Here is a 7,884-nt window from a genome sequence, read left to right as displayed (position 1 = left end):
TGGTCGCGTACGGCCTGGGCGTGCTCGCGGTCGGTGGCGGCCTGGGCGGAGCGGACCCGGTCCACGGCCCGGCGGTGGGCAATGGTGGCCGCCCACGCCGTCACCGCGCCGGCCTCGGGCCGGTAGCGCGCCGCCTGCCGCCACAGGTCGATCATGACCTCCTGGGTGACCTCCTCGGACTGCGCCCGGTCGCGCACCACTTTGACCACGATGCCGAACACCAGGGGCGCCAGGGCGTCGTAAAGGGCGGAGAAGGCCTGCTTGTCGCCCCGGGCCACGTTGCCCATGATCTCGGTGAGGTCGCTGGAGGCGGGGCGGCCGTTGCGGCCGGCGCCGAAGGGAAGCGGCTGGCTCACCTGCGCCGCTCCGGTCGTGGTGAGAAGGCGACGGGGCGGCCTGGGCCGGCCGTCGGGGGGCGGGGCGTCCATCGCATGCCGGTCCTTTGTCGTCGCTCGATCGGGCCAGGCCACCAGGGAGCGGTCCGGTCACCGAAGTGTGTGGGTGTCTCGTCCATTCTTCGGAGCGAACGAGCGTATGGATGGGTGGCGCTTCGTCACCCACGCCGCCCCTGAGTAACCCGTTCGAGGGAAGCCGGACGCAGCGGCCAAGCCGGAGGGCGTACGGCGGCGAAGACGGTGCGTGAGGAGAGCGGAGCGACGTTCCCCGGCTCCCCCCACCGGCCGCGCGGGCTGCTCGGCCGAGACACCCCTATGGGAGGTAGTTCACATGATTCGTGTGCGACACGGTCTGGCGGTGGCCCTGGCGGCCGGTGCGGTGGTCGTCGGCGGCGCGTCGATGGCATCAGCCGATGCCGGTGCGCAGGGAGTGGCCGCCTACTCGCCGGGAGTGGGCTCGGGCAACCTCGTTCAGGTTCCCCTCCACATCCCGGTCAACGCGTGCGGCAACACCGTCAGCGTGATCGGGCTGCTGAACCCCACGTTCGGCAACACCTGCGTCAACGCCTGATCGAGCACCGCGAGAAGAGCTCCGGTCCGCCGCCTACAAGACGGGGGGCGCGGACCGGTGATCCGCCCGGGAGGCAGCGTGCTCCGGGCGGGTCGGCCGCGGGCGGCTGTCGGCACAGCCGCCCGCGGCACCACGCCCCTGCTGCCTTGGCTGCCAGGTGAGGACCGCGATGACCTGCTTGCCCCGCTCGAAGGGGCTGACGAAGAGGTCCGCCCCCAGCGCCCGGACGATCTTCAGTCCCCGGCCCCCCGGCCCCTTGCGCTGCGCGCCGCGGTGGCTCCCGGTCAGGTCCGATGTGCCGTCGCTGACGGCGATACCCGCCTGCCCCCGCTCCAGACTCAAGGTGAGCGCGTAGGGTCCGGCGGCGTGGAGCACCGCGTTGCCGACCAGCTCCGAGACGATGAGCACGAGATCCTCGGCGACCTCGCGGGGACAGGCGTCCGCCTCTTGCGCCAGAAGCCGTGCCGCGGCCTGACGAGCCTGGCGGGCCGCGCGTTCGTCCGGGAGGAGCGGGAGATGCAGCGTGGCCGGACATCCGCAGGGAACGATGACGGTGTCCATGATGATTCCTCGCAGTGAGCGGTCTTCGCGACCGGAAAACCGGGTGAAGGGAAACGCCGTGGGGTTGTGGTGATGCGTGGGCTCCCCGGCGGCTTGCCGGTAGTCACCATGTGGCCTGGCAGCCCCCGGGGCCGGGCCCAGTGGCTGATGCTGGGGCTGGCCATCCAGAGCTGCTTCCAGTCATGATTCGAGACGCATGTCGCGATGGATTGCCGGAATCCGGGAGAAATCTTGAGCGGCCGACCAGGTGACCTCCAGCCCTGCCTGCCATCCCTGTCCCGCTGCCGTACAGAATCACATGAGGACAGCACCCCAGGCGGTGCTCCGCTCTCGCCGGCGCCAACGGCACGCGCCCGGCCAGTGCAGAAGGATGACTTCGTGCCGAGGCTCAAACGTTCAGGGCCGTTCGTCGTGCCTCACTGCCCTCGAACACGGCGGACACCGACATGCGGCACTTCACCAGCGGCTGCTGGCCCTCGACATGCCCAGCCGGTTCCCAACCCCCGCCTCACGTCCGAAGCGCCCTCGTTTGACCGGCCTGCCTCCCCGAAGTTTCATCGCACGCACCCCATGCACAAAACTGGTTGCCGGTATTTCCTGCGGTGCACCCGCCGGGCGAAGGGCAGGTAGCGTGGACCCTCAGGCGTCCGGGTGGAGCTTTCTCACCAACCACGCCCGCGTGCTCCTGGCCATCGCGCGCGACCCCTCCGCCCGCCTGCGGGACCTCGCCGCGGCCTGCTGCATCACCGAGCGCGCGGTCCAGAGCATCGTCGTGGACCTCGAACAGGGCGGCTACCTCAGCCGCGAGCGGCACGGACGGCGCACCCGGTACCTCCTTCACCTCGATGGCACCTTCCGCCACCCCGCAGAGGCCCACCTGTCTGTCAGCGGCCTGCTTGCACTGACCACCTTCCGGGACAGCGGGCACCAAGGCGCCGTTCACTCTGAACCCCCGCCAACTTGGCTATTCACCGCTGTCTCCGTTCCAAGGCCGTACAAGGACGCTTAACCAAGATCCCTGACAGCGTCAGCTACTGACAGGAACCGCCGGCGCTTCGGTCCTCCCCCGGGACGGCCGGACCCTGACTGCGGTGATGGCCGTCGAACCCGGCGACGGTCGGTGGCACGAGCGTGCACCCGGCAGGGCCCGCGGCCACTCAAGCAGACCTCGACGCGGCTTTCCCGCAAGCCGACGGCGCTCTCCTGGCCATCGCCCTCGACGGCGTCCTGCTGACCCTGCTGCTGGTCTACTGCAGCGTGATCATGCCCCTGCTGGTGATCACAAGCTTTCTCCTGGTCCTCGCGGTGGCCTGTGCGGTCTTGTACGCACTGGCCCGGGCGAACTGGCTGCCCATCGACGGCCAGACCCAAGGCATCGTGTTCGTCCTGGTCGTCGGTGCCAGCACCGACGACGTCCTCCTCCTGGCCGACCGCGCCAGCGAGGAACTCGCCGAACAGCCGGACGCCTGCCGTGTAAGGCAACGCAGACAAGGGATTTCACTTTTTCGGGGGTTGGACCAATCCGCCGGGCGGGGGCTGCCGAATGCCGTGTGTGAGCAGCTTCCGCAGCAAACTCGTCCGCGCCGCACTCGGCGCGCTGGCCGGACTCCTGGCCGCGTTCACGGCGCTGTCCGTGGCCGAGCTGGTGGCCGGACTGCTGCGGCCGGCGGCCGGGCCGGTGACCGTAGTGGGTGGAGCGGTGATCGACCGGACGCCTGCCGCGGTGAAGGACTTCGCGATCCGCACGTTCGGAGAGAACGACAAGATCGTTCTCCAGCTGGGGATCCTCGCGATTCTCGCCCTCATCGCCATCGGCCTCGGCATCCTCGCCCTGTCCCATCGGCGCGCCGGCGCCGCGGGGGTGCTGCTGTTCGGGATCGTCGGCGCTGCCGCGGCTCTCAGCCGTCCCGACTCCGCCGGCGCCGGTGACGTACTGCCCTCGATCATCGGAGCGGTCGCGGGAGCCCTGGTCCTGTACGTGCTGGCGACCAAAGCCGCCCCCATTGCCGCCCCGGACGGGGCGGACGCCCAGACAGGCCCCGGGGCGTGGAGCAGGCGAGGGTTCCTCACCACGGCCGGTGCGACCGCCGTCGCCGCGGCCTCGGCCGGCGCACTGGGCCGGTACTTCACCGGCCGGCAAGGCCAGGGCGCCGTCGCCTCGCGGGAAAGCCTGGTGCTTCCCAAGCCTGCCTCCCCGGCTCCCGCCGTCCCGGCCGGTGTCCAGCTGAAGGTGCCCGGCATCACGGCCTTCACCACCTCCAACTCCGACTTCTACCGCGTGGACACCGCCCTGACCGTGCCCAAGGTCGACGCCGGCACCTGGCGGCTGCGCATCCACGGCAAAGGGGTCGCGCGCCCCCGCACCTACACCTTGGACCAGCTCCTGGCCCGCCCGCTCATCGAACGCGACATCACCCTGACCTGCGTCTCCAACGAGGTCGGCGGCCCGTACATCGGCAACGCCCGCTGGCTCGGCGTACCCCTCGCCGACCTCCTGGAGGAAGCCGGCGTCCGGCCGCCGTCGAAGGGCGGCCGGGCCGATCAGCTGGTGGCCCGCTCCGTGGACGGCATGACGCTCGGCTCCCCCGTCGAGGACCTGATGGACGGCCGCGACGCCATCCTGGCGGTCGGCATGAACGGCGAACCGCTCCCCTTCGACCACGGCTTCCCCGTCCGCATGCTCGTCCCCGGCCTCTACGGCTACGTGTCGGCCTGCAAGTGGATCGAAGACATCGAACTCACCACCTTCGAGGCCTACGACCCCTACTGGGTCAAGCGCAAGTGGGCCCGCAAGGCGCCGATCAAGACCCAGGCCCGCATCGACACCCCCAAGCCCTTCGCCCGCCCCGCCGCCGGCACCGTCACCGTCGCCGGCGTCGCCTGGGCCCAGCGCCGCGGCATCAGCCGCGTCGAGATCCGCGTCGACGACGGTCCCTGGCAGGACGCCGACCTCGCCGCCCAGGCAGGCATCGACACCTGGCGGCAGTGGTCCTACCGCTGGAACGCCACCCCGGGCGGACACAACCTCACCGTCCGCGCCACCGACGGCACCGGCCAGGTCCAGACCGAGCAGCGGACACGGACCATCCCCGATGGGGCGAGCGGCTGGCACAGCGTCTTCGTCACCGTCCCCTAGACCACCCGGGCGGCCACAAGGCCCGCACCGGGCAGCACGACCGACCACCTCAACACCCCAGAGAAAAATCCCCGAGGAGCAACTCGTCATGAACAGCATGAAGATCCGCCGTACCGCGATCGCCGTCGTCGCCGCAGCCGCGCTGCCCTTCTCCCTGGCCGCGTGCTCCGACTCCGGCGACGACACCAAGGCCGCTCCCACCACGGCCGCCGCGGAGACGACGACGGAGGCGAGCACCCCCTCCGAGGCGCCGATGACCGACGACCAGCCGTTCGGCCCCGCCTGCGCGGGCGTGCCGAAGGAGGGCGCGGGCTCCTTCGAGGGCATGGCCAAGGACCCGGTCGCCACCGCCGCGTCCAACAACCCGGCCCTGTCCACCCTGGTGACCGCGGTCAAGAAGGCCGGCCTGGTCGACACCCTGAACAACGCCGAGAACATCACCGTGTTCGCCCCGACGAACGACGCCTTCGCCAAGATCCCGAAGGCCGACCTCGACAAGGTCCTCGCCGACAAGGACATGCTCACCAAGGTCCTCACCTACCACGTCGTCGGCCAGAAGCTCACCCCCAAGCAGCTGGAGAACGGCAGCTTCGAGACCCTGCAGAAGGGCATGATCACCACCACCGGATCGGGCGAGTCCTACAAGGTCAACGACACCGCCAACGTGGTCTGCGGCAACGTCAAGACCGCCAACGCCAACGTCTACATCATCGACACCGTCCTGATGCCCAAGTAGGGCTTTGCGCACGGTCCGCACGCCACGGTGGCCCTGCACCCGTCCCCCTCGGAAGGGTGCAGGGCCACCGGCATGACCACGGCCCGGCAGGACCAGAAGCCTGGGCTCAGCAGGGTGCCGCCCCCAGGCCGACTGCGAACGGGCGGGGTCTACCTCTGGTCGACGGGAAGGGCCAGGTCGGTGACCTGGTGCGCCTTCGGGAACGTGCCCTTGCCGGTGGCGTTTCCGGTCAGCACGTCGACGGCGTAGAGACGGTAGGAGCCACCGGTGCCGATGGCCGCGAAGCCGTGGTTCATCCCTGTCCTGGGGTCGGAGTAGATGTCGAAGCCGGCGTCGAGAGCGACATCCACGCCGAGGGTGCCGGTGGGGGCCAGGGTGCCGGCGTTGGCCGGGGACTGCAGGGAGATGCGGTCGGCCATCGTGTCGAGGTCGAACAGCGTCGTCGCGGTCGCGGCGTCAAGGTCGTTGTTGGTGTAGGCGGCGCCGGTCACCCCCATGGCGGTCGACGGCGGCATGGTCGGGTTCATGAGAGTGCCGTCGACGGTGGTCGTCAGCGGGGCGGTCAGGTCGTCGATGTTGTGCCGCAGGTTCTGCCCGGTGTCGGAGATGACCCGCAGCCGGTTGGCGGCGGGGTTGAAGTCCACGCCGAACGCGGCTCCGGCCAGGGCCACGGTCAGCTGGGAGACCTTCATGGCCTTGGTGTTGGTTGTGTTCAGGGTGTAGACGCCGCCCTTGTTCCCGACGCCGTACAGCTTCTCGTCCTGGACGCGGAAGTCGATCCCGACGAGCTTGGTGTCCCCGGACAGCCCCGCCACCTTGCCCAGCGACCAGGCCTTGGAGGGCTTGCGGACGTCGAACTCGACGAGGCGCTGGTCGCCGGTCAGACCGATGGCGTGCAGGGCCTTGTGGTCGTGGGCGGGCGGCGTCTTCGAGGCCGTGTCGGGCACCGCCAGCGCGGGCGCCGCGCACAGGGCGGCCAGAACGACTACGGAAGCCGCGGTCACGGTCCGATTGCGCATGATCACTCCTTCGTCAGGACCTGGGCCAGGCTGGCCCAGGTGCCGTGGTGAATTCGCCACCGGCGCCGCAGGGGGCAGGTGCCCGGGGCGGATGCCACCCGCATGGCCCAAGGGCCCTGCCGCGAGCTGCGCCATCCGGGTGGGACCGGCCGCGCGCGGTCGGCCGGCGGGAGGGTGTGACACCGCCGGTGGTGACGGTGTGGTCGTGGCCACGGACGAGAAATGGCAGCCCACGAACTGCGCGGGGCTTGAGATCTGCCGGGTCGGGAGCGAGGTACGCGGGCTGCGGCTGCTGGGCTGGCGGGAGGTTCTGCCCCGCTCTCTTGCGGCAGTCCTGGACGTCCGGCCCGCACAGGTCGCGCGCTGGCCCGGGCGAGCGGAGGGCCCGGCTTTCACAGAGCCTGCCCGGGCTAAGAGGTCCTGACAAAGGCGTTGGACGTGTCGGTGGGTGATGAGGCAGGTGGCGAGGCCGAGGAAGGCTTCGTGGATGTCGTCGCGTCGTTCCCAGCGGACGCGGAGACGGCGGAAGCCGTGCAGCCAGGCGATGGTCCGCTCGACGACCCAGCGGTGGACGCCGAGGCCGGAACCGTGCGGGACGCCGCGACGGGCGATCACCGGCTTGATGCCCTGCGCCCAGACGAGACGGCGGTATTTGTCATGGTCGTAGCCCCGGTCGGCCAGCAGCGTGTCCGGTCGTCGCCTGGGCCGGCCGACCAGGCCGGCGACGGACGGGACCTTGGAGAGCAGGGGCATCAGCTGGGTGACGTCGTTGCGGTTTCCGCCGGTCAGCGACACGGCGAGTGGGATACCCTGTCCGTCGACGAGGACGTGGTGCTTGCTGCCCGGCCGGGCTCGGTCGACCGGGCTGGGTCCGCTTTGGGGCCGCGTCGAGCGGCCCGGACGTGGCTGGAGTCGATCACCGCCCGCGACCAGTTGAGCTGCTTGGCCGAACGCAGCTTCTTGAGCAGGACCAGGTGCAGCTGGTTCCATACGCCGGCCTCGTTCCATGCGGCCAGGCGTCGCCAGCAGGTCATGCCGGAGCCGAAGCCGAGCTCCTGGGGCAGGTACTCCCACTGGATCCCGGTGTGAAGCACGAACAGGATCCCACACAGAGCCTGCCGGTCCGGCACCCGCGGCCGCCCCGCCACCAGCTTCGGCGCCGGAACCGGGAGCAACGTCTCGACCAACGACCACAGTTCGTCCGACACGATCCACGGCCGGGGGTTCCTCTTCGCCACGAACGGACCAACGAGCAGCCCAGCCGACAGTCACATGATCAACAGCTTCTGTTAGGACCTCTAAGGCTCGGCGGATGGCTGACGTGGATGCTGCGGCGCTGGCGTACGACAGGGCTCTGCCTCGTAAGCGGGTGGCGGCCGGGGTGCTTTTCTTCGATGACGCGGGCCGGGTGCTGCTGGTCGATCCCGTGTACAAGGAGCCCTGGGAGATCCCCGGCAGGGCGGTCG

7 protein-coding genes and 2 pseudogenes are annotated in these 7,884 nt (G+C 70.3%); 5 read left to right on the top strand and 4 right to left on the bottom strand.

From position 1 onward, the window contains the following. Positions 1-356: sigma-70 family RNA polymerase sigma factor (locus IE245_RS18750; protein WP_373305345.1), on the bottom strand; the 356-nt coding region annotated here is incomplete at its 3' end. Positions 357-726: 370 nt separating this feature from the next. Between IE245_RS18750 and IE245_RS18745 the strand changes: the two genes are divergently transcribed. Continuing rightward, positions 727-966, top strand: a complete 240-nt coding sequence (locus IE245_RS18745) for a chaplin (RefSeq protein ID WP_189948961.1) — start codon at positions 727-729, stop codon at positions 964-966. Between the two features lie 33 nt (positions 967-999). Here IE245_RS18745 and IE245_RS18740 read toward each other — a convergent pair whose 3' ends face one another. After that, positions 1,000-1,527, bottom strand: coding sequence for an ATP-binding protein (locus IE245_RS18740; protein WP_189948959.1), 528 nt, complete (start codon positions 1,525-1,527; stop codon positions 1,000-1,002). 679 nt (positions 1,528-2,206) lie between these two features. Here IE245_RS18740 and IE245_RS37095 point away from each other — a divergent pair. The 4 genes and pseudogenes from IE245_RS37095 to IE245_RS18725 all read left to right on the top strand — a co-directional run bounded on the left by IE245_RS37095 (position 2,207) and on the right by IE245_RS18725 (position 5,399). Further along, complete coding sequence (locus tag IE245_RS37095; protein WP_308436620.1) at positions 2,207-2,536, top strand: MarR family transcriptional regulator; 330 nt, start codon at positions 2,207-2,209, stop codon at positions 2,534-2,536. 122 nt (positions 2,537-2,658) lie between these two features. Then, positions 2,659-2,982, top strand: a pseudogene (locus tag IE245_RS38105) (MMPL family transporter); the annotation flags it as partial. An 88-nt stretch (positions 2,983-3,070) separates the two neighbouring features. Further along, positions 3,071-4,663 (top strand): molybdopterin-dependent oxidoreductase, encoded by a 1,593-nt coding sequence (locus IE245_RS18730; RefSeq protein WP_189948957.1) that lies wholly within the window; start codon positions 3,071-3,073, stop codon positions 4,661-4,663. Positions 4,664-4,751: 88 nt separating this feature from the next. Beyond that, the gene (locus IE245_RS18725) at positions 4,752-5,399 is read left to right on the top strand and encodes a fasciclin domain-containing protein (RefSeq protein WP_189948955.1); all 648 of its coding nucleotides are present in this window, start codon (positions 4,752-4,754) and stop codon (positions 5,397-5,399) included. A gap of 149 nt (positions 5,400-5,548) precedes the next feature. Here IE245_RS18725 and IE245_RS18720 read toward each other — a convergent pair whose 3' ends face one another. Beyond that, a complete protein-coding gene (locus tag IE245_RS18720; protein WP_189948997.1) occupies positions 5,549-6,418 on the bottom strand; it encodes a DUF4394 domain-containing protein in 870 nt (289 codons plus the stop codon). A gap of 441 nt (positions 6,419-6,859) precedes the next feature. After that, positions 6,860-7,656: pseudogene (locus tag IE245_RS18715) on the bottom strand (IS5 family transposase); the annotation flags it as partial. Positions 7,657-7,884: the final 228 nt, after the last annotated feature.

Source organism: Streptomyces roseolus (assembly GCF_014649855.1).
Lineage (GTDB): Bacteria > Actinomycetota > Actinomycetes > Streptomycetales > Streptomycetaceae > Streptomyces > Streptomyces roseolus.
The sequence above is the reverse complement of the archived record's forward strand: the minus strand, read 5'-3'. Positions and strand labels throughout refer to the sequence as shown.

What these genes read in the sequence shown, in the direction of transcription:
- IE245_RS18725 (WP_189948955.1), top strand. Translation starts at nt 4,752, where the DNA reads ATGAACAGCATGAAGATCCGCCGTACCGCGATCGCCGTCGTCGCCGCA.
- IE245_RS18745 (WP_189948961.1), top strand. Translation starts at nt 727, where the DNA reads ATGATTCGTGTGCGACACGGTCTGGCGGTGGCCCTGGCGGCCGGTGCG.
- IE245_RS18720 (WP_189948997.1), bottom strand. Translation starts at nt 6,418, where the DNA reads ATGCGCAATCGGACCGTGACCGCGGCTTCCGTAGTCGTTCTGGCCGCC.
- IE245_RS18730 (WP_189948957.1), top strand. Translation starts at nt 3,071, where the DNA reads ATGCCGTGTGTGAGCAGCTTCCGCAGCAAACTCGTCCGCGCCGCACTC.
- IE245_RS18740 (WP_189948959.1), bottom strand. Translation starts at nt 1,527, where the DNA reads ATGGACACCGTCATCGTTCCCTGCGGATGTCCGGCCACGCTGCATCTC.